The sequence below is a fragment of the Methylobacterium sp. NMS14P genome (genome assembly GCF_028583545.1).
Taxonomy (GTDB): domain Bacteria; phylum Pseudomonadota; class Alphaproteobacteria; order Rhizobiales; family Beijerinckiaceae; genus Methylobacterium.
This window is the reverse complement of the sequence record NZ_CP087106.1, coordinates 398,675-418,506: the sequence shown is the minus strand read 5'-3', so window position 1 is coordinate 418,506 and position 19,832 is coordinate 398,675. Positions and strand designations below refer to the sequence as shown.

Here is a 19,832-nt window from a genome sequence, read left to right as displayed (position 1 = left end):
CTGCGGACATGCGGGATTGTCGGCCCTAGCGGTAGTCGCCCGGTGTCAGGCCGTGCCGGGCCATCTTGTCGTAGAGGGTCTTGCGCGGCAGGCCGAGGACCTCCGCGGCGGCGCGGACATCGCCGCTGGCCATGATCAGCTCGTCGCGGATCAGCTGCCGCTCGAAGCGATCGACCTGATCGGTGAGGCCGCCGGCGGCCAGCTCGGCGGCGGGCTGCGCCGCCGCAGCGAGACCCAGCGCGCATCGCTCGGCGAAATGGCCGAGCTCGCGGACGTTGCCCGGCCAAGCGTGCCGGCGCAGGTGATCGCGGATCGCCGGCGTGACCGGCGGCACCGGACGCCCGAATTTCTCGGCGGCGCGGCGCAGGAAATGCTGGAAGAGCAGCAGCACGTCGTCCCCGCGGTCGCGCAGGGGCGGGATCGTGATCGTGATGACGTTGAGCCGGTGATAGAGGTCGTCGCGGAAAGTGCCCTGGGCGGCCGCCTGCCCGAGATCGACCTTCGTGGCGGCCACCACTCGCATGTCGACCGGCCGCACCTCGTTGGTGCCGAGCGGTTCCACGGTCCGCTCCTGCAGCACCCGAAGGAGCTTGACCTGCAGCGGCAGGGGCATGCTCTCGATCTCGTCGAGGAAGAGCGTGCCGCCCTGCGCGTGCTCGATGCGGCCGACCCGGCGCTTGAGCGCCCCGGTGAAGGCGCCGGCCTCGTGCCCGAACAGCTCGCTCTCGACGACGCTGTCGGGCAGCGCCCCGCAATTCATCGCCACGAGGTTCCGCGCGGCGCGGCGGCTCCACCGGTGCAGGGCGCCCGCCACAACCTCCTTGCCGGACCCCGTCTCGCCGAAGACCAGCACGTCGACATCGGCCCGCGCGACCTCGCGTACCAGAGCGCGCAGGCCCACGATCTCCGGGGAGGTCCCGAGGAAGGCCGGATCCTCCTCGATCGCCGCGTCGAGCCGGGCCCGCAGCGCGCAGTTTTCCATCACCAGCCGCCGCCGCTCCAGCGCCCGGCGCACGGACCCGACGAGCGCCTCCGCGGGATAGGGCTTGGCCAGGAAGTCGTACGCACCCTCCTGCATGGCGGCCACCGCCATGCGGATATCGCCGTGGCCGGTGATGAGGATGACCGGCAGGTCTGGGTCGACCCGGCGCAGTCGCGCCAGGAGGGCGACGCCGTCGAGGCCCGGCAGCCGCACGTCGGTGACAACCACGCCGGGCGGCGCGGCCAGGATCGACGCGAGCGCCGGCTCGGCTGCCTCGAAGACCTCGACGAAGAAACCTTCGAGTTCCAGGCTCTGGCCGTTGGCCCGGCGCACATCCGCCTCGTCGTCGATGAACACGACGCGCTCGGTCCCCGCCTGCGCGCCCGCCGGTCCGCTCACGGTGTCGCTCCCACGGGCTTGCCCACACTCGGGACCGCGTCCGTCGCCCGGATCATCTCCATCCGGAAGACCGTCCCGGCGCCGTCGCCGCCGGCCAGGATCAGGTTCCCGCCGCAATCCTCCACGATCCCGCGGGATATGGCGAGGCCCAGGCCGAGGCCGTCCGCCTTGGTCGTGAAGAACGCGTCGAAAACCTGGCTGCGCACCTCGGCGGGGATCCCGGGCCCGGTATCGGCCACCTCGATCGCGACGCGCTCGCCGCTCTCGACGAGACGCAGGCTCACGCGGGCCTCCGCACGCCCCGCCACGGCGTCGACGGCGTTCTGGAGCAGGTTGACCAGCACCTGCTCCAGCCGCGGGCCGTCCCCGAGGACGCGGAGAACCGGGTCGGGCGGCTCCGCCTCCAGCGAGACCTGCAGCGCGGCGGCGCGCGCCGCCACGAGCTCCAGCGCGTTCGCCACCACGTCGCGCAGCAGCACGGGCTCCCGCCGCGGCGAGGCGCGCCGGGCGAAGCCCTTGAGCTGCCGCGTGAGGCCGGCGATGCGGTCGGTGAGCCGCCCGATCGCGGCGGCGTTCTCGGCCGCGTCCTCGCCCCGACCGCGGCGGATGAGGATCGCGGCGTTGTCGGCGTAGGAGCGGATCGCCGCGAGCGGCTGGTTGATCTCGTGGGCCATGCTGGCCGCGAACTGGCCGAGCGCCGCGAGCCGGCCGGCCTGCGCCAGTTCGCGGCCGAGGCGCTCGCGCTCGGCCTCGGCGCGCTGCCGCTCCGCGATCTCGGCGCGCAGCTGGGCGTTGGTCTCACGCAGAGCCCGCGTCCGCGCCTCGACGCTGGATTCCAACTCCGCCCGGCGCGCCGCGGCCTCGGCGAGCCGCGCCCGCGTCCGGCGGCCCCGATCGGCCAGGGTGAAGATCCCGTAACCGACGAGCGCCGTGACCAGGGCCGCGATGATCCAGGCCTGCAGCCGTTCCCGCTCGACGGCGTTCCCGACCGGCGTCAGCGTCCGCAGCTGCCAGTCCGTGCCGGGCACGGGCGCCTGCGACTGGATGGCGGTCCACGCCGGCACCGACCCGCGCCCCACCCGCACCATGTCCGGTTCGCCCGCGACCGGATGGAGCGGCAGCCGCTCGAGGCGCGCGGCGCCGAATTCCTGTCCCGCCTCGATCCGGGCGCGTTCGGCCGCGTCGACGGCGCTGAGGGTGTCGAAGCGCCAGGCCGGCTCGCTGGTGACGAGGACGATGCCCCGGGCATCGGTCACGAAGGTGACCTCTCGCGCGGCGCGCCACGCCGCCTCGACCGCGTCGAACTCGACTTTCACCACCACGACCCCGGCCCCGGCCCCGATCCGGCGCGCGAGGTACAGGCCCGGCCGACCGCTGACCGTGCCGAGGGCGAACTGGGAACCGGCCCCGCCGGCCAAAGCCTGCTTGAAATAGGGGCGGAAACCGTAGTCCCGGCCGACGAAGCTGCGATCCTCGCCCGCGTTGCTCGCCGCGACCGTGAGCCCATCGGCGCCGATGACGTAGATGACCGCCGACCCGGTGGCGGCCGCGACCTGGGCGAGCCGCCGGTCGACACGATCGAGGAGGTCGCGCCCGGGATCGGGACCGACCGCCGCGGCAACCTCGGGGTCGGCCGCGAGCGCCAGCGGCAGGGACGCTTGCTTCTGCATCTCCGCGAGCAGGACGCCGACTTGGAGGCCTATCGCCGAGCGGGCGCCGCGCCGCAGGTCCGACAGGGCCCAGCGCTCCGCGGCCCGGCCGGCGAGCCACGCCGCCACGAGGATCGCGCAGAGCCCGACCACCACGGCGAGGCCGCGCCGCGAGGGCGTGCCGTGGCCGGAGGGCGCGAGCGCGCTCAACGGAGGCCGGCCTGTGCGGGGATCCGGACCGTTACGGCCAGCCGCGTGCGAGAATCCGCATCCGGACGCGCTTCGCTCCCTGGGGTCTGCGAGAAAAACGCCATTCTGATCAGTTGGTTAAAGAAAAATAGCGATCGCAGCACAAGTGGCATGCCGGTTGCCATTCCCGTCACGTAACGCAGCCATGTCGTCAGAGAACGGCTGCGCGCCGGAAGGCCAACAGCAAGCGCGGACACCGTCGGGACACCTCGACGCCAGCCGCCCCATCCGAAGCTCGCGACAGGGAGAACGCCCCATGGCTGCCGTGCCATCACCACTCACCGCCCCGCATCCGCCCGCCAAACCGAAGCCGCTCTACCGGACGCTGTACTTCCAGGTTCTGGTCGCCGTCGCGATCGGCATCCTGCTCGGACACTTCTATCCGCAGCTCGGCGCCGAGTTGAAGCCGCTGGGCGACGCCTTCATCAAGCTGGTCAAGATGATCATCGCCCCGGTGATCTTCCTCACCGTCGTCTCCGGCATCGCCGGGATGACCAATCTCGAGAAGGTTGGCCGGGTCGGCGGCAAGGCGCTGATCTACTTCCTGACGTTCTCGACGCTGGCGCTGATCGTCGGCCTCGTCGTCGCCAACGTGCTCCAGCCGGGCAACGGCCTGCACATCGACCCGAAGTCCCTCGATCCGAAGGCGGTCGCCACCTACGCCGGCAAGGCGAAGGAGCAGAGCATCGTCGACTTCCTGATGAACATCATCCCGACGACGGCGGTCGGCGCCTTCGCGGGCGGTGAGATCCTGCAGGTGCTGTTCTTCTCGGTGCTGTTCGGCTTCGGCCTCGCCTTCCTGGGCGACCGCGGCAAGCCGGTGCTCGACATCATCAAGGTCCTGTCCGAGGCGATCTTCGGCGTCGTCAACATCATCATGAAGGTCGCCCCGATCGGTGCCTTCGGCGCGATGGCGTTCACGATCGGCAAGTACGGGATCAGCTCCCTCGCCAACCTCGCCTACCTCGTCGCCGCCTTCTATCTGACCTCGGCGATCTTCGTGCTGGTCGTGCTCGGCGCGGTCGCCCGCTACAACGGCTTCTCGATCATCAAGCTCATCCGCTACATCAAGGAGGAACTGCTCCTCGTGCTCGGCACGTCGTCCTCCGAGTCGGCGCTGCCCTCGCTGCTGGAGAAGATGGAGCGGGCCGGCTGCTCGAAGCCGGTCGTCGGCCTCGTCGTGCCCACGGGCTACTCGTTCAACCTCGACGGCACCAACATCTACATGACCATGGCGGCGCTGTTCATCGCCCAGGCAACCGACACGCCGCTGAGCCTCGGCGAGCAGGCGCTGCTGCTGCTCGTCGCCATGCTGTCGTCCAAGGGCGCCGCGGGCGTGACCGGCTCGGGCTTCATCACCCTGGCGGCGACGCTCGCCGTGGTGCCCTCCGTGCCGGTGGTCGGTATGGCGCTGATCCTCGGCGTCGATCGCTTCATGTCCGAGTGCCGCGCGCTGACCAACTTCATCGGCAACGCGGTCGCCTGCATCGTGGTGGCGCGCTGGGAGAACGAGGTCGACGAGGCCAAGCTGGCCGCGGCCCTGTCCGGCCAGACCATGGCGCCGCCCGCGCCCGCGCCGGCTCTCCAGCCGGCCGAGTGACCCGTCGGCGTCGCGGGCCGCGCCTCGGCGAGACCCGCGACGACTCGGTGGAGCGCGAATCGCGCCGCGGATCGGTCCGCGGCGCGGCGCCCGCGTGCGGGTAGACGCCGCCTGACGCCGTCAGGCAGCGTTGAGGGTGTGGGGCGCGAAGGCGGTGACGACCGGCCGGAAGGCGCCGACGATCGCCGGGTCGAGCCGCCCCGCCATGCCCTCTAGGATCGCGTAGGCCGCCTCGCTCGCCATGGGCGGCTTGTACGGCCGCTGCTCGATCAGGGCCGCGTGGATGTCGCAGACGGTGACCAGACGGACGAGATCGGGGATCTCATCGCCCTTGAGGCGGTCCGGATAGCCCGACCCGTCGAGCATCTCGTGGTGCGACCGGACCACGTGCAGCATCTGCTGCTCGAAGCCCTGATCGACGAGCATCCTGTAGCCCTTCTCCGGATGCAGCCGCATGACGGCCAGTTCGGCCTCGTCGAGCCGCCCCGGCTTGTTCAGGATCGCCGCCGGGATATGGATCTTGCCGACGTCGTGCAGCAGGGCCGCCTTGGTCACGCGATGGCGCTCCTGCTCGCCGAGGCCGAAGCTCGCCGCGAAGGCCGCCGCCAGTCCGGCGACGAGCAGGCAGTGCTGGTGCGTGGCATCGTCGAACTGGCGCACCGCCCGGACCCAGTCGCGGATCCCCGTGTCCCGGATCGCGAGGTCGATGGCCTGGGTGCCGTTGTCGATGACCTCGGGCGTGATCGGCTGGTCCGGCACGAAGACCGAGGCGTAGAAGCCGCGCACCGCTGCCGCCGTCCGCACGGCGCATGCGGGCAAGGGATCGTCTGCGAAGGCCGCGACAAGCGCGGGTATGCGCGGCGCACCGAGTGTCTCCCGCAGGCGATCCGTGTCGAAGGGCGCGCAGAGCGTGTGCGTCGCGCCCAGGGCGACGCCCAGGAGCCGGGTTCGCGGGCTGTCGGTCTGAAGCAGGATGATCAGCGGGACGCCGTGCCGAACTTCGGCCAGACGGCGGCGCAGACGCTCGACGGACGCCGATCCGAGATCGAGGACATCGGTGACGATCGCGGTCGCGCCGCCGAGAGGCGCCTCCGCGGCGCGCAGGTCATGGATCTCGCAGGACAGGCCGTCGGACAGATCCTGCGCCAAGCCCTGGCTGCGCGCGGGATCGTCCGTAATGAGAAGTATCCGGCCCATCGGCACGCCTTCCGGATCGTGCCTTACGGGAACATCGCGTCGACTGTGTCCTGCGAGACCGAGGCGTCGCCGGGCAGGACGGGACCGTTGAGTAGGGCCGCCTCACCGCTTCGCCTGTCGGGCGGCGGGCTCTTCGGTGCCGACGCCTCGCCCGGCCCGGACCAGACGCGCAGCATCTCGCCGATTCGCTCCTCGACGAGGACGATGGTGCGCACGACCTTCGAGATCCGCTGACCGGTGAGGTCCTGGAAATTGCAGGCCTCGAAGATGGTCTGCATCTCGATCTGGATCGCCGCGGCGTCGGCTCGGTTGGCGTCCTCGCCCGATCGCCTCACGATTCCGCGCGCGAGCGTGTCCACCTTCTCCGAGGCTGTCAGGATCGCGTTGGTGGCGTCTTCCGTGCCCTGCACGACGGCGTGAAGTTCGTCGCAGGCCCGGCTTGTCTCCTGTTCCTGCCGGAGGCCGGCAATCTCCTGACGCGTCCGCGCGATCGCATCGGAGATCGACAGGAGCTGGGTTCGCAGGAGCCCGACACCCTCTTCGATGGAGACAACGTCCGGCAGAGCACGGGCCATGTTCGGGGATCGCCAGGCGGTTTATATTGGCTGTCGAAACTATCGGCGATCTCTTAAGCCGCGCTTAATGCGATTTATTTCGATTTGGTTACCTGTCGGCCGGAGCGATCACGACTGTAAAACGAGCTATTTCCGAACGAGTTGGCGGTCAAAGCGCGCAGTGCGCGTGCGTCGTCTTGCGGAGGGGGGCGCGTGATGCTCACGCGTCCGTCAGTTGACCGCCGATCGGCGAGATTTCAGCGAAACACCGCCGCGTGGCCAGAAACACCAAGTTTTCAACTGATGGTTGACGATAAGAAACTATACCGCCATTTGCCGGATAGGTCTGCGGCGTGGAACGGTCGACTTTGAGCAGTGATGCGCGGAGAAAAGTAAGCTTTTGATGCTTTATCGAGCTCGGTGGTTCCAATTTCGAGCTGGGATGTGATCACGGCAATCCGAGCGGCGTGGCGCTGGCTCGTCATCCGGGAGCAGGCCGCGCGGTACGCGCAGGCGCGCGACGGAGCGACGGCTGTCGAGTTCGCTCTTGTGGCCTTGCCTTTCTTCGCACTGGTCGGGGCCTGCCTCGAGAACGGGATCGTCTTCTGGGAGCAGGAGATCCTCCAGCAGGCGGTGTCCGACGCCAGCCGGCAGATCTATACGGGCGCGTTCCAGACGACGAACGCGGGCACAACCGACACCGCGACGCTGATGAGCCGCTTCCGAACGGCGATCTGCACGCAACCGAACGGCGCGCTTCGGGTCACGATCTTCACCTGCGCCAACGTCCGGGTCAGCGTGACGAAGGTGGCCGATTACGGTTCCGCCAACCCTGTCTCGCCGGTCAAGACCAACGCCAGCGGGGCGAGTGACTGGAACCCGAACTTCGCCGGCTACGCGTGCGCCGGAAACTCGGCCATCGTGGTTGTGCAGGCTGCCGTGGACGTCCCGGTCTTCTTCCCGCTCCTCGGTGCCGCCGTGCCCAACCTGCCGAACAAGCGGCGGGTGCTCCAGGCCGCGACGGTGTTCAAGGTGGAACCGTACACCGCACCGTCGGGGTGCTCCTGATGGACGGTCTGCTGGTCCGCCTGAGCCGCTATCGCCGCGACGAGCGCGGGATCGCCGCCGTCGAGTTCGCGCTCGTCCTGCCCCTGCTGATCATCCTGTATTTCGGGACCGCCGAGCTGACGCGCGTCGTCGACGCGACCCGGAAGCTGACCCTGTTCGCGCGCACGCTGGGCGATCTGTCCGGACGCGTGGACAACGCTCTGGCGACGCAGAACGGAATGGCTCTGGCGACGCAGGACGGGATGACGAAGATCGCCAGTGCGGCGACTGCGATCCTGCGCCCGCTGGACGCGTCCGGCCTGCAGATCGTTGTCAACGCGATGGGCGTGGAATCGGTCAACGGGACCCTCAAGGGCTTCGTCTGTTCGAGCTGGCCGCAGAACGCGACGAAGCGCCCGGCCAACCAGGCCAACGGGAGCAACGGACTCCCCGCGACGCCGGCCGCCTATCAGTTCGACGGGGCCCGCTACATCCTGGCGGAAGTCACGATGCCCTACACCCCGATCATCGGAAGCGCCCTGTACCGCTGGATCTTCGGCGGTCGCGGTCTGTCGTTCACGCGGCAGGTCCCGTGGTCGGAGCGCACACCCAGCGAGATCGTCATGCCGGGCGGGGTCGCCTGCACGGCTTACAACTAGTGTTCGAGGGAAGGCCCGTGTCGGTGTTCGGTATCCGGTTGAACCGCACTCTCAAGCTGGCCGCGACGGCGTTTCCGCGGGCGCGCTCCGGTCAAGTCGCGCTCACGTTCGCACTGGTCACGCTGCCGGTCATGTTCGCCACGGCGGCGGCGGTCGATTACGGGCGCCGCAACGCCGCGAAGACCCAGCTCGACACCGCCCTCGACGGCGCCGTGCTCGCCGTGATGTCGCAGAAGACCAACACGATCCCGACCACGACCTTGCAGAACATGGAGACGCAGTTCCGTACGGAGGCCGCCAAGGTTCCGGGCGTCACGGTGACGTCGTTCACGCCCGGAGCGCCGGTCAACACCTCGAAGACACTGAGCCTGACCGCGAGCTACACGGCGACGGTCAAGACCAGCCTGGCATCGATGATGCAGATCCCGGCCATGCCCATCAGCGGCACGTCATCGGCGACCCGCAACACCTCGCAGTACATCAACTACTACCTGCTGCTCGACAACTCGCCGTCGATGGGGCTGGCGGCGACCGATGCCGACGTGAGCAACATGAAGCGCGCGACTAACGGGTGCGCGTTCGCCTGCCACCAGCACACCTTCGACAACAAGGGCAACATCACCGGTGACGATCAGAACGACTTCTACCATGTGGCGCTGAGGAACAACATCAAGCTTCGCATCCAGGTTCTGAGAGACGCGGTCTCGGCGCTCGTCGATCAGGCGAATGTCAGCATGCTGCTGCCGCAACAGTTCCAGATGGAGATGTGGACCTTCAACGATTCGGCGACGCAGACGAAGCTGCAGGCGATGACGCCGACGCTGAACAACGTCAAGAACGCAACGCCGAATATCGATATCGCTTACGCTTACTACAATCAGTCCGACAATCAGACCGATTTCGAGCGGGCCATCGCGAAGATGAACGCGACGATCCCGGCCAGCGGCGACGGGCTGACGCCGGACAAGCCGATCCGGTTCCTCTTCCTGGTCACGGACGGGGTCGAGGATACCGGCGGCAGCGTCACCAATCAGAGCGCGGGTTTCCAGTATCAGAGCAACCGATTCATCGGTCCGCTGAGCCCGTCGACCTGCACGAACCTGAAGAACAAGAACGTCAAGATCGGCGTCATCTACACGCAGTACCTGCCGATCTACGACAATGATTTCTACAACCGGTACGTGAGGCCCTACGAGTCCCAGATCGGGCCGGCCCTGCAGGCCTGCGCGTCCGACGGCATGTATTTTCCGGTGACCACGAACGGCGACATCACCGCCGCCATGCTGAAGCTTTTCAGCACCACGCTCGCGAGCGTCCGCCTGAGCAACTGACGCGCTGCGCCGCGCTCACGCCGTTGCCGGTGATCCGAGGACGTTGACCCACAGGACGATGGTCTGGCCGCGCGGGTCGGGATTGCTGAAGCGGTGCGGCCGCCGGCTCTCGAAGCGGAAGCTGTCGCCCTCCGCGAGCTGAAGCGTCCGCGCCTCGACGATCAGGCTGAGGCGCCCCGCGAGGACGAGGCCGGCTTCCTCGCCGTCGTGGCTGAACAGCTCGTCGCCGGTGCTCGCCCCGGGCTTCAGCACCATGTGGAACAGGCTCATCCCGTGCGCGCCCCCTGGAGGGGTCAGGAGCTGCTTCGTGATGCCGGCCCGCCAGAGCTGAAGTTCCGGCCGGTCCTTCCGGAACACGACGATGGGGTCCAGGTCGGGCGCGTCCGGCCCCGCTTCGAAGAGGCCGCCGATCCCGATCTGCAGCGTGTCGGCGAGCAGCGCCAGGACTCGCAGGGACGGCGACGACAGGCCCCGCTCGACCTGGCTGATGAAGCCGATCGAGAGGCCGGTGCTGGACGCCACCGCCTCCAGCGAGAGCCCGCGCGCGCGTCGCAGGCCGCGCAGACGCTGACCCACGGCCCGGTCGACCGGTTCCGGACCCGTTGCCTCGCTGCGGGGGATGCTCACCGTCACGCCAGCCTGCCTCTCGTGTGCTTCTTCATGCACGTGAAAGTCGCTTGCGTCGATACCGAAAACGTGCGGTATTCTTCACGAGAATGAAATCGGGCCCGGCTTCCGCCGCGTGACCCGGGCACTGCACGGGAGCGGCACCATGAGAAGACGGTTGGCCAAGCTGTGTCTGTCGTCGGCGCTGCTTCTCGGTGTCCTCGGCGCTCCTGTCGGCGCGCAGTCCCTGAAGGTGGGATCGACGCCCACCGGCCTGCCTTTCACCTTCCTCGATACCAAGACGAACAGCATTCAAGGCGTGATGGTCGACCTCGTCAACGCGGTCAGCAAGGAGGCGGGTTTCACTGTCGCGGTCGAGCCGCTGCAATTCTCGACGTTGATCCCGGCGCTCACCGCCTCGAAGATCGACATCATCGCGGCGGCGATGTTCATCACGCCGCAGCGCAAGGAGGTCGTGTCGTTCTCGGCGCCGGTCTACAGCTACGGCGAGGGGTTGATCGTCCCGAAGACCGACACGAAGGACTACACGTCCTTCGCCGACCTGAAGGGCGAGACGGTGGGCGCCCAGGTCGGCACCGCCTTCGTCGAGCCGCTGAAGAAGTCGGGCCTCTTCAACGAGGTGAAGATCTACGACGCGATCCCCGACATCATCCGCGACGTCAATTCCGGGCGGCTGAAGGCCGGCTTCGCCGACGCGCCGATCCTCGCCTACTACGTCAAGCAGGGCCTGTTTCCCGGCGTCCGCCTCGTCGAGACCTTCAAGCCGACCGTCGTCGCCTCGGTCGGCCTCAGCGTCCGCAAGACCGACACCGAGCTCCTCGCCAAGATCGACAAGGCGCTCGCCAAGCTGAAGGCCGACGGGACGCTCCAGGCGATCCTGACCAAGTGGGGTCTGCCGCCGTCGGCCGACCGGTCCTGACCTTCATGCGCGAGTTCCTCGCCGACGCCCAGGACTACCTGCCGATCCTGCTGCAGGGCGTGCAGCTCACGATCCTGATCACGATCGCGTCCCTGGTGGTCTCGACGCTCCTCGGGCTGGTCTGGGCGGTGATGCGGGTTTCCGGCATCGCGATCCTGTCGGGCTTCAGCGCGGTGATGATCAACATCCTGCGCGGCATCCCGATCATCGTGCAGCTGTTCTACATCTACTTCGTGATGCCCGATTTCGGCCTGTCGCTCACGGCGGTCCAAGCGGCGATCATCGGGCTCGGCATCGCCTACTCGGCCTATCAGGCCGAGAACTTCCGCGCCGGCATCGAGGCGGTGGATCGCGGGCAGGTCGAGGCGGCGCTGTCGATCGGCATGGGCTGGGGCATGACCATGCGGCGGGTGATCCTGCCGCAGGCGATCCGGATCGCGCTGCCGCCCTACGGCAACATCATGATCATGATGCTCAAGGACTCGTCGCAGGCCTCGACCATCACGGTCGCCGAGCTGGCGCTCCAGGGGAAGCTGATCGCCTCGTCGACCTTCAAGAACACCAGCGTCTACACCCTGGTGGCGCTGATGTACCTCGCGCTGAGCCTGCCGCTGATCCTGCTGGTCCGCCACTTCGAGGCGAAGGGGCGGCATCGATGATCGTGCTGGAGGACGTCCGCAAGCATTACGGCGCGCTGGAGGTGATCAAGGGCGTCTCGGCCGAGGTCACCAAGGGCGAGGTGGTCTGCATCATCGGGCCGTCGGGATCCGGCAAGTCGACCCTCCTGCGCTGCATCAACGGGCTCGAGGCCTACGACGGCGGCGAGATCCGCGTCGACGGGCAGCGGGTTGATCGGGACAAGCGCGGCATCAAGGCGATCCGCACCCGGGTCTCCATGGTCTTCCAGCGGTTCAACCTGTTCGCCAACCGGACCGCGCTCGAGAACGTCGTCGAGGGGCCGATCCACGTGAAGGGCGAGCCCCGGGCTGAAGCCGAGGAGCGGGCGCGGGCCCTGCTCGCGCGGGTCGGGCTCTCGGGCAAGGAGCACGCCCGGCCGAACGAGCTCTCCGGCGGGCAGCAGCAGCGCGTGGCGATCGCCCGGGCGCTCGCCATGCGGCCGGAGGCGATCCTGTTCGACGAGCCGACCTCGGCCCTCGATCCCGAACTCGTCGGCGACGTGCTGAAGGTCATGCGCGCCCTCGCCGACGAGGGTATGACGATGCTCGTGGTCACCCACGAGATCGGCTTCGCCCGCGAGGTCGCCGACCGGGTCCTGTTCCTCGACGGCGGCCGCCTCGTCGAGCAGGGGCCGGCCGCCGAGGTCCTCAACCGGCCGCAGAATCCGCGTACCCGGGACTTCCTGCAGCGCGTGCTGCACCCGCTCTAGGACACGCCGTGGCCGAACCGTTCCCGCTCGCACCCTCGCTCTGGGCCACGACGGCGGCGCCCGCGCCGGACACGCCGCCGCTGGCCCGATCCGGCCTCGCCGAGGTGGTGATCGTCGGCGGCGGGTTCTGCGGCCTGTCCACCGCCCTGCATCTCGCCGAGCGCGGCATCCGACCCGTCGTGCTCGAGGCGCAGGAGGTCGGCTACGGCGGGTCCGGTCGCAATGGCGGCCAAGTCATCCCGGGCCTGAAGTACGATCCCGCCGACCTCGTCGCGCGGTTCGGTCGGGAGCGCGGCGAGCGGCTCGCGCGCTTCGCGGGCGGGACTGCCGACGTCGTGTTCGATCTCATCGCCCGGCACGGGATGGACGTGCCGCATTCCCGCGCCGGCTGGATCCAGGGCGCCCACACCGAGGCCGGGCTCGCCGAGGTCGCCAAGCGGGCGGCCCAGTGGGCGGATCTCGGCGCGCCCACCCGCGTCATCGACAGGGCCGAGACCGAGCAGCTGCTGGGGACCGACCGCTATCTCGGCGGCTGGCTCGACGGCCGCGGCGGGGCGATCCAGCCCCTGAGCTACGCCCGCGGCCTCGCGCGGGCCGCCCAGAAGGCCGGCGCCACGATCCACGGCGGATCGCCGGTCACCGGCCTCGAACGGACCGGATCGGGCTGGACCGTCACCACGGCCCAGGGCGAGCGAGTGACGACCGGCCGGGTCGTGCTGTGCACCAACGGCTACACGGGCGGCCTGTGGCCGAACCTCGCGCGGACGGTGATCGCGGCGAACTCGTTCCAGGTCGCCACGGTGCCGCTGACCGACAACCTGCGGCGCTCGATCCTGCCCGAAGGCCACGTCTCCTCGGACACGCGCAAGCTCCTGCTCTACTTCCGCCTCGACCATACCGGGCGCCTGCTGATGGGCGGCCGCGGTCCGTTCCGGGAGCCGCGCGACCCCGCCGACTGGGCCCATCTCGAGCGGATCGTCGGCAAGCTCTTCCCTCAGCTCGACGGGATCGCCTTCGACCATCGCTGGTGCGGCCGCGTCGCGATCACCCGGGACTACCTGCCCCATCTCCACGAGCCGGCGCCCGGGCTCCTCATCGATATCGGCTGCCAGGGCCGGGGCGTCGGCCTCCAGTCCGCGATGGGCCGGGCGATGGCCAGCTACATCGCGACCGGAGATGCCGACAGCCTGCCCCTGCCGCTGACGCCGATCGAGCCGCTGCCGCTCCACGGGCTCAACCGGCTGTACGTCTCGGCGATCATCGCGTGGTACCGCCTGCGCGACGGCGGCATCCGCTGATCGGGCTGCGCGCCGTCACCGCGCGCGCCACAGCGCCCCGATCAGGCCCAGGGCGGCGAGCGCCAGGGCGAGGAGCAGCCACCACAGGGCGCCCGGTCCCGCATGCGTGAGCACCACGGCGCCCGCCGGCGGTGCCAGGGCCTGGGCGGCCAGCGCCGGCCGGGCGAGGCGGCCGACCACGAGCGGGTAGCGCACGGGGCCGAACAGGGCGAGCGGCACCGTCCCGCGGGCGATCGAGTAGATCCCGTTGCCGCCCGCGTAGAGCACCAGCCAGAGCGCCACGCCCGGCAGCCCGGCCGCGAGGAGCCACAGCCCGAGGGCGATCAGGCCGAAGGCGGCCGTCAGCGTCCAGAGCGGGTGGTGCCGGCCCTTCAGCGAGATCTCGGCGACGCGGGCGCTCACCTGCGCGGGCCCGATCAGTGCCCCGTACGAGACGGCGGCGGCGAGCGACACGCCGCGCGCCTGCAGCAGGGTGAGCAGATGGACCGAGACCTGGGACATGATCGCGCCGCCGAGGACCAGCACCCCCGCGAACAGCAGGAACGCGCGGCGCTCCCGGGTCGACAGCGACGCTGACCCCGCCTCCTGTGGCCCGTCGGAGACCGGAAGTGCCGGCGCGTGCGGGATCATCGCGAGGATCAGCGGCAGCGTCACCGCGAGGTGCAGGCCGGCATAGGTCAGGCAGGCGCCCCGCCAGCCGACATGGGCCACCAGGAAGGCCGACAGCGGCCAGCACACGGTGCTGGCGAACCCGCCCCAGAGGGTCAGCGTGGTGATGGCCGGCCGCGCGGCCGCGCCGTAGAGCCGACCCAGGGTCGCGAAGGCGGGATCGTACAGGCCGCAGCCCATGCCGGCGCCGAGGATCAGCCAGCCGGCGAGGTAGATCGGCAGGTTCGGCGCCACGGCCACAACGGTCAGCCCGGCGGCGAGAAGCAGCGCCGCGAGGGCCAGGACCGGCCGCCCGCCGCTCCGGTGGATCGCCGCCCCGACATGCGGCGAGGCGAGGGCCGCGACGAGGAGGCCGAAGGCCAGTCCGCCGACCACCCAGGCGAGCGGCCAGCCGGTACTCTCCGCGATGGGGGCCGCCATCACCGCCGGAAGGTAGAACGACGAGCCCCAGGCCAGGATCTCCACGACGCCGAGTGCGGCGATCACCGGCCAGCGGCTGGCTTCGCTCATGTCCGGACCGCCGCCGCCACGGCCCGCGGGCGCTCAGGCCGTGGCGACACGGCGGCCCTGCTCGTCGACCACCGGCTCGCCGTCCTCCTTCACGAACCCGCCCCGCTGCGGCGGCAGGAGATCCAGCACCGCCTCCGACGGGCGACACAGGCGTACGCCTTTCGGTGTGACCACGAGCGGCCGGTTGAGCAGGATCGGATGCGCCGCGACGGCGTCGAGCAACTGCCAGTCGGTCAGGTCCGGGTCGCCGAGGTTGAGCTCGGCGTAGGGCGTGCCCTTCTCCCGGAGCACGTCCCGCACCGACAACCCGGCGCGGTCGAGGAGCTGCAGCAGCAGCGCGCGGGCCGGCGGCGTCTTGAGATACTCGATCACGTGGGGCTCGATCCCGGCATTCCGGATCATCGCGAGGGTGTTGCGCGACGTGCCGCAGGCCGGGTTGTGGTAGATCACGACGTCGAACGGCTCAGGCATGTGCTGTGTCTCCCGAGGGGCTGAGGCAGGCGGCCAGGGTCTCCGCCGCCGGCATGCAGATCTCCACGCGGCCCTGGCAGCAATCGCGCATCAGGAACGCGATCAGATCGGCCAGCACCGGGTAGGCGGCACTGTAGAGGATGGAGCGACCGTCGCGTCGCGAACCGACCAGCCCGGCGCGGCTCAATTCCTTCAGGTGATGCGACACCGTCGCGGCCGACACGCCGACCGCCTCGGCCAGCGTGCCGGAGGCGAGGCCCTCCGGACCGGCTCTCACCAGGGCCTGCACCAGCCGCAGCCTGTGCTCCTGCGCCAGGGCCGCGAACGCCGCCAGGGCTTGCACGTCGTCCATTTTCCCGACAATCTTCAAATGATTGTTTGAACGTATGAGAAAGCGTCCCGGTGAGCAAGAGCCCTGCCCCCGCCCCCTCGGTCCGCGACGGCCTGCCGAATCTCAGCGCGGCGCATTTCGCGGCGCCGACCGACGGGGCCGGTCGGGGGATCCCGCTCTCGCACGCGCCGCGCTTCCTGATCCTGTACGGGTCGCTCCGCGAATGCTCCTTCAGCCGGTTCCTGGCCTACGAGGCCGCGCGGCTCCTGGAGGCGATGGGCGGCGAGGTCCGCATCTACCACGCCGATGGCCTGCCGCTGCCCGACGACGCGACCGCCGACCATCCGAAGGTGCGGGAGATCCGCGCCCTCTCGGCCTGGTCCGAGGGGCAGGTCTGGGTCTCGCCCGAGCGGCACGGCGCCCTGACCGGGGTGATGAAGAGCCAGATCGACTGGCTGCCCCTGTCGGAGGGGAGCCTGCGGCCGACGCAGGGCCGGACCCTGGCGGTGATGCAGGTCTCGGGCGGGTCCCAGAGCTTCAACGCCGTGAATGCCCTGCGCGTCCTCGGCCGCTGGATGCGGATGATCACGATCCCCAACCAGTCCTCGGTGCCAATGGCCTACAAGGAGTTCGACGAGGCCGGCCGCATGAGGCCGGGGCCGCTCTACGACCGGGTCGTCGACGTGTGCGAGGAGCTGATGAAGTTCACGCTGCTGACCCGCGAGTGCGCCGATTACCTCGTGGACCGCTACAGCGAGCGCAAGGACCGCGATCCCGGTCGGCTCGCCGGGGTGGCGGCCGATATCGGCTTCGCGAAGCGGTCGCGACCGGGCGCCTGAGCACGGTCGGCCGGAGCGCGGCGCCGCTCGGTCCGGTCCGGGCCGGCGCCTACTGGAATCGCCGCATTTCCGGCGCCAGCGAGCGCCCCGCTTCGAGCAGGGCGCGGACCTTGCGTGTCGCGTGCTGGAGAATGTCCGGCCGCGCGTCCTCGTAGGACGTCTCCTCGACGAAGCTCCGCAGCGCCTCGGTGATCCGGTCCTCGATCTCGTCCATGAGGGCGAGTCCCTCCGGCCCTTCTCGCCGGAGATGCGCGTCCGCGAGCGTCAGGTAGGCGGCGCTCGCCAGCAGGAAGGCGATCCCGTTCGCCTCCTGAGCCGCCGCGGAGCTCGCGTCGCCGCCGTCCATGCCGTCTGCGACGTCGTCGTCCATCGGCTCACATACTCCCCGTTCGTTGCCCACGCTGTGCCGCTCCCGCCGCGTCGCGCCAAGTAGAGAAAAAGGGTCGGTCCCCGTCCCCATTCGGGCGACGTCGGGGGCCGATCCGGCCTTCCGGTCCCGCGCCGCAACCGGTCGCCGGACTGAGCCTCCTGGCCCTGCTCCGGCCTCAGCGGCCCGGATCGACGCTGTCCTGGGCGGCGCGCCGCTCGCGCATCCGGTGGAGTGCACGCCGCCAGGCATCCACCACCGCCTCGCGTGCGCGGGCGTCGGTATCGCGGTTAGCTTCCGCCGGCCGGGCGTTGCCGTCGGCCTGCCGGCCCCGCGCTCTCGGATCTCGGTTCATGATCGCCTCCTGTCGTGTCGAGACTGACAGACACCGGTTCGGGCGACGTCGCGGTGAGCCGGCACACGCGGACCGTGAAAATCGCGTGCGGAGGAGCACAGGCGGCCGACGGGCACGGATACCGAGCAATTTTTCTGATCGTGGACCGAAGAGTTTTTCAGGAGCGCCGAACTGAATTTTCGGAGTACTGTCACGGCGCCGGCATGTGCCCTCGTGCAGTGCCGCAAATATTGATGCGGTGCAATAACGATCGTATTCAAAACTCAGCCGATCCCCGGGGCCGAGACGTTCCGGCACCACGGGGGCGGCGCATGGCACAGTCGGAGGCGACGGGCATCACGGCCGGCCGCTCCTCAAGGTGCCGGGGAGGATCACGGGCTCCATGAGGAAGAACAAGGTCATCTCGGCGGAAGAGGCGATCGCGCTGATCCGCGAGAACGACGTCGTGACCACCACGGGGTTCGTCCAGAGCTGCATCCCGGAGGCCCTGCACGCAGCTCTCGAGAAGCGGTTCGTCGACACGGGATCGCCGCGCGGCCTGACACTGATCATGACGGCGGGGGCCGGCGACAGCAAAGGGCTCGGAACCGGCCGCCTGCACCATGACGGCCTCCTCACGCGGGTCATCGCGGCCAATTTCGGCCGCATGCCCAAGGTCGCCAAGGCCGCCCAGGACAACCTGATCCGCGGCTACAACCTGCCCCAGGGCGTGATCTCTCAGCTCTACCGCGCCTGCGCGGCGGGCCAGCCGGGCCTGTTCTCGAAGGTCGGCCTGAAGACCTACGTCGATCCGCGTCACGGGGGCGCCAAGGTCAACGAGCTGACCACCGAGGACATCGTCAAGCTCGTGGAGGTCGATGGCGAGGAGTGGTTGTTCTACACGGCGACCAAGATCGACGTGGCCTTCATCCGGGCCACCTCGGCCGACCCGTCGGGCAACCTCTCCTACGAGAAGGAGGCGCTGACCCTGGACTGCCTCGCGCAGGCCATGGCGGCGCGCAACAACGGCGGCATCGTCATCGCCCAGGTCGAGCGCATCGTCGACGACGGCTACCTGCTGCCGAAGGACGTTCGCGTCCCCGGCATCCTCGTCGACTGCGTGGTGGTCGCCGAGCCCGAGATGCACCGGATGAACTACGGCGTGATGCACGACGCGGCGCTGGCCGGCGAGATCCGGGTCCCGGTAACCGGCATCAAGCGGATGGCGCTCAACGAGCGCAAGATCATCGCGCGCCGCGCCGCCTTCGAGCTGCCGCCGAACGGCGTCGTCAATCTCGGCGTCGGAGCGCCGGAGGGCATCTCGTCGGTCGCCAACGAGGAGAAGATCACTCCCTACATCACGCTCACCACCGAGGCGGGCGCGGTCGGCGGGGTGCTGGCCTCCGGGTCGAGCTTCGGTGCCGCCACCAACGCCGACTGCATCATCGACCAGAACCAGATGTTCGACTTCTACGACGGCGGCGGCCTCGACATGACCTGCCTGGGCATGGCCGAATGCGACGCGGCCGGCAACGTCAACACCTCGCGGTTCGGCGGCAAGCTGAACGGCTGCGGCGGCTTCATCAACATCTCGCAGAACGCCCGGACCGTCGTGTTCGCCGGGACGTTCACGGCCGGCGGCCTGGAGATCGCGGTGAGCGACGGTCAGGTGCGCATCGTGAACGAGGGCAAGGCCCGCAAGTTCGTCACCCAGGTCCAGCAGAACACCTTCTCGGGGCCCTACGCGGTGGAGCGGTCGCAGCCGGTCCTCTACGTGACCGAGCGCTGCGTCTTCCAGCTGACTTCGGAGGGCTTGGAGCTGATCGAGGTCGCGCCGGGGATCGACATCGAGCGCGACATCCTCGCCCACATGGATTTCGCGCCCGTGGTGCGCAATCCGGTGCCGATGGATCCGCGCATCTTCCGCGACGAGCCGATGGAGCTGATCTCGGACCTGCTCAACCTCGATCTGAAGTCTCGCGTCAGCTACGACGGCGAGCGCAACATCCTCTTCGTCAACCTGGAAGGCTGGTACTGCCGGGTGAAGGGCGACATGGACGAGCTGCGCATGACCATCGTCGAGGCCTGCCGGAAGGCGGGCCAGCGGGTCAACGCCGTGATCAACCACGACGGTTTCCGGCTCAACGAGAACCTGGTCGACGATTACGCCGGCATGGTCCAGTATCTGCAGGCGAACTACTACGCCACCACTACCCGCTACGCGACGAGTGCCTTCCTGCGCCTCAAGATGGAGGAGGCCCTGAACAGGCGCGGGGTCGCGCCGCACGTCTTCGAGCGCAAGGAGGAGGCGCAGGCGTTCGTGAGCAGCACCGAGGACAAGAAGGCCCGCAAGCGGATCTCCCCGGCGGTCGCCTCGGCGGCCTGAAGATCGGTCGGGCTCGCCGCGTGGTCG

The 19,832-nt window shown here is 69.4% G+C and carries 20 protein-coding genes; 10 read left to right on the top strand and 10 right to left on the bottom strand.

All coding sequences use genetic code 11. The features are described from left to right. Positions 1–25 precede the first annotated feature (25 nt). Both LOK46_RS01925 and LOK46_RS01920 read right to left on the bottom strand, forming a co-directional pair. Complete coding sequence (locus tag LOK46_RS01925) at positions 26–1,381, bottom strand: sigma-54-dependent transcriptional regulator (protein ID WP_273562239.1); 1,356 nt, start codon at positions 1,379–1,381, stop codon at positions 26–28. After that, on the bottom strand, positions 1,378–3,240 hold the full coding sequence (locus LOK46_RS01920; protein ID WP_273562238.1) for an ATP-binding protein: 1,863 nt from the start codon (positions 3,238–3,240) through the stop codon (positions 1,378–1,380). The genes LOK46_RS01925 and LOK46_RS01920 overlap by 4 nt, the downstream gene beginning before the upstream one ends. A gap of 295 nt (positions 3,241–3,535) precedes the next feature. On the opposite strand from LOK46_RS01920, the gene LOK46_RS01915 reads away from it, so the two are divergent. Then, positions 3,536–4,879 (top strand): dicarboxylate/amino acid:cation symporter, encoded by a 1,344-nt coding sequence (locus LOK46_RS01915; protein ID WP_273562237.1) that lies wholly within the window; start codon positions 3,536–3,538, stop codon positions 4,877–4,879. A gap of 120 nt (positions 4,880–4,999) precedes the next feature. Here LOK46_RS01915 and LOK46_RS01910 read toward each other — a convergent pair whose 3' ends face one another. Together LOK46_RS01910 and LOK46_RS01905 are read right to left on the bottom strand one after the other, a co-directional pair. After that, positions 5,000–6,076: an HD-GYP domain-containing protein gene (locus LOK46_RS01910; protein WP_273562236.1), complete on the bottom strand. Its 1,077-nt coding sequence runs from the start codon at positions 6,074–6,076 to the stop codon at positions 5,000–5,002. Positions 6,077–6,099: 23 nt separating this feature from the next. After that, on the bottom strand, positions 6,100–6,651 hold the full coding sequence (locus tag LOK46_RS01905) for a protein phosphatase CheZ (protein WP_273562235.1): 552 nt from the start codon (positions 6,649–6,651) through the stop codon (positions 6,100–6,102). A gap of 423 nt (positions 6,652–7,074) precedes the next feature. Between LOK46_RS01905 and LOK46_RS01900 the strand changes: the two genes are divergently transcribed. From LOK46_RS01900 to LOK46_RS01890, 3 genes are read left to right on the top strand one after another with little or no spacing between them, the layout of a single operon-like run. Beyond that, positions 7,075–7,698, top strand: a complete 624-nt coding sequence (locus tag LOK46_RS01900) for a TadE/TadG family type IV pilus assembly protein (RefSeq protein ID WP_273562234.1) — start codon at positions 7,075–7,077, stop codon at positions 7,696–7,698. After that, a complete protein-coding gene (locus LOK46_RS01895) occupies positions 7,698–8,336 on the top strand; it encodes a TadE/TadG family type IV pilus assembly protein (protein ID WP_273562233.1) in 639 nt (212 codons plus the stop codon). The genes LOK46_RS01900 and LOK46_RS01895 overlap by 1 nt, the downstream gene beginning before the upstream one ends. After that, a complete protein-coding gene (locus LOK46_RS01890) occupies positions 8,270–9,667 on the top strand; it encodes a TadE/TadG family type IV pilus assembly protein (RefSeq protein ID WP_273562232.1) in 1,398 nt (465 codons plus the stop codon). Before LOK46_RS01895 ends, LOK46_RS01890 begins: the two co-directional genes overlap by 67 nt. 15 nt (positions 9,668–9,682) lie before the next feature. Here the strand turns inward: LOK46_RS01890 and LOK46_RS01885 are convergent, their stop codons facing one another. Beyond that, complete coding sequence (locus LOK46_RS01885; protein WP_273562231.1) at positions 9,683–10,300, bottom strand: helix-turn-helix domain-containing protein; 618 nt, start codon at positions 10,298–10,300, stop codon at positions 9,683–9,685. Between the two features lie 139 nt (positions 10,301–10,439). On the opposite strand from LOK46_RS01885, the gene LOK46_RS01880 reads away from it, so the two are divergent. The 4 genes from LOK46_RS01880 to LOK46_RS01865 are packed head-to-tail and all read left to right on the top strand — an operon-like array spanning position 10,440 to position 13,898. Beyond that, on the top strand, positions 10,440–11,213 hold the full coding sequence (locus LOK46_RS01880) for an ABC transporter substrate-binding protein (RefSeq protein ID WP_273562230.1): 774 nt from the start codon (positions 10,440–10,442) through the stop codon (positions 11,211–11,213). A gap of 5 nt (positions 11,214–11,218) precedes the next feature. Next, complete coding sequence (locus LOK46_RS01875; protein WP_012317380.1) at positions 11,219–11,872, top strand: amino acid ABC transporter permease; 654 nt, start codon at positions 11,219–11,221, stop codon at positions 11,870–11,872. After that, positions 11,869–12,600, top strand: a complete 732-nt coding sequence (locus LOK46_RS01870) for an amino acid ABC transporter ATP-binding protein (protein ID WP_273562229.1) — start codon at positions 11,869–11,871, stop codon at positions 12,598–12,600. Before LOK46_RS01875 ends, LOK46_RS01870 begins: the two co-directional genes overlap by 4 nt. Before the next feature lie 8 nt (positions 12,601–12,608). Continuing rightward, positions 12,609–13,898, top strand: a complete 1,290-nt coding sequence (locus LOK46_RS01865) for an NAD(P)/FAD-dependent oxidoreductase (protein WP_273562228.1) — start codon at positions 12,609–12,611, stop codon at positions 13,896–13,898. A 15-nt stretch (positions 13,899–13,913) separates the two neighbouring features. Here the strand turns inward: LOK46_RS01865 and LOK46_RS01860 are convergent, their stop codons facing one another. Genes LOK46_RS01860 through LOK46_RS01850 form a run of 3 tightly spaced genes read right to left on the bottom strand, consistent with a single transcriptional unit; the run spans position 13,914 to position 15,900 of the window. Further along, positions 13,914–15,077 carry an MFS transporter gene (locus tag LOK46_RS01860; RefSeq protein ID WP_273562227.1) on the bottom strand — a complete coding sequence of 388 codons (1,164 nt, stop codon included), beginning with the start codon at positions 15,075–15,077 and terminating at the stop codon, positions 13,914–13,916. A 33-nt stretch (positions 15,078–15,110) separates the two neighbouring features. Continuing rightward, complete coding sequence (gene arsC / locus LOK46_RS01855) at positions 15,111–15,548, bottom strand: arsenate reductase (glutaredoxin) (protein ID WP_273562226.1); 438 nt, start codon at positions 15,546–15,548, stop codon at positions 15,111–15,113. Next, the gene (locus LOK46_RS01850; RefSeq protein ID WP_273562225.1) at positions 15,541–15,900 is read right to left on the bottom strand and encodes an ArsR/SmtB family transcription factor; all 360 of its coding nucleotides are present in this window, start codon (positions 15,898–15,900) and stop codon (positions 15,541–15,543) included. The genes arsC and LOK46_RS01850 overlap by 8 nt, the downstream gene beginning before the upstream one ends. Before the next feature lie 50 nt (positions 15,901–15,950). On the opposite strand from LOK46_RS01850, the gene arsH reads away from it, so the two are divergent. After that, positions 15,951–16,718, top strand: a complete 768-nt coding sequence (arsH, locus tag LOK46_RS01845) for an arsenical resistance protein ArsH (protein ID WP_273562224.1) — start codon at positions 15,951–15,953, stop codon at positions 16,716–16,718. Between the two features lie 49 nt (positions 16,719–16,767). Here the strand turns inward: arsH and LOK46_RS01840 are convergent, their stop codons facing one another. Both LOK46_RS01840 and LOK46_RS01835 read right to left on the bottom strand, forming a co-directional pair. Further along, complete coding sequence (locus LOK46_RS01840) at positions 16,768–17,088, bottom strand: hypothetical protein (RefSeq protein WP_020091721.1); 321 nt, start codon at positions 17,086–17,088, stop codon at positions 16,768–16,770. Between the two features lie 175 nt (positions 17,089–17,263). Beyond that, complete coding sequence (locus LOK46_RS01835; RefSeq protein ID WP_273562223.1) at positions 17,264–17,440, bottom strand: hypothetical protein; 177 nt, start codon at positions 17,438–17,440, stop codon at positions 17,264–17,266. A gap of 382 nt (positions 17,441–17,822) precedes the next feature. Here LOK46_RS01835 and LOK46_RS01830 point away from each other — a divergent pair, with 382 nt between their 5' ends. Continuing rightward, positions 17,823–19,805, top strand: a complete 1,983-nt coding sequence (locus LOK46_RS01830; RefSeq protein ID WP_273562222.1) for an acyl CoA:acetate/3-ketoacid CoA transferase — start codon at positions 17,823–17,825, stop codon at positions 19,803–19,805. The last annotated feature ends 27 nt before the right edge of the window (positions 19,806–19,832 follow it).